Here is an 805-nt window from a genome sequence, read left to right on the forward strand (position 1 = left end):
GGTACTATCTGTATCTCACGCTTCCCCAGGACATCGATGATATCGAACTGGCGCGGGAGGGCGCGAAAGAGAGCATTTTCATCGCGCCGGGCAGCGTGTTTTGCGTCGACAAGACACACCCGCTCGCGAAAGGAATACGCATTAACGTCTCGAGGGCGGACGACGCGCGCTTCTACGATTTCCTGTTGCGCAAACTGACCTAGCGGAGAGTTGGCTCGGCGGCTTCAAGCAGTCCGGCTTCGGCCGTGACAAGTCGCTGCATGCGATCGAGAAATACACGGACCTGAAGGCGGCCTGGATCAGGCTCGGCTAACGCTTCAAGAGGTGCCCAGGATGAAATCGGCGCAGCGGTCGCCGATCATGATCGCCGGCGCGTTGGTGTTGCCGCTGGTGAGGCGCGGCATGATCGAGGCGTCGGCGATACGCAGGCGTGGCACGCCGCGCACGCGAAGCCGCGGATCGACCACTGCCTGTTGGTCCGTTCCCATCCGGCAGGTGCCGCAGGGATGGTAGACGGTCTTGGCGTGGCGGATGATGTGGTCGGTTATCGCCTCGTCGCCGAGGTTGTCCGCCTTGCCCGGCGCAAGCTCCTCGGAGACCACTTCGCGCAGTGCCGGTTGGCGCACGATGGCGCGGGCAATCTTCATCCCTGCCAGCAACAGCGCAAGATCGTCGGCATGGGACAGGAAGCCGGTGGTGAAGCGGATCGGGTCGCCTGGCTTTCGCGAGCGCAGCCGCACCGAGCCGCGCGACTTCGGCCGCAGCACGCACGGGTTCAGTTCCATGCCGTGGCGTTCGACCGAGC

1 protein-coding gene and 1 pseudogene are annotated in these 805 nt (G+C 64.1%); one reads left to right on the forward strand and one right to left on the reverse strand.

The window, feature by feature from the left end:
- Positions 1-203: pseudogene (locus EOD07_RS37990) on the forward strand (PLP-dependent aminotransferase family protein); the annotation flags it as partial.
- Between the two features lie 114 nt (positions 204-317).
- Here EOD07_RS37990 and EOD07_RS36170 read toward each other — a convergent pair.
- A partial coding sequence (locus EOD07_RS36170; RefSeq protein ID WP_245470632.1) for a GMC oxidoreductase occupies positions 318-805 on the reverse strand: 488 nt, incomplete at its 5' end.

This window comes from Mesorhizobium sp. M2C.T.Ca.TU.002.02.1.1 (assembly GCF_003997225.1).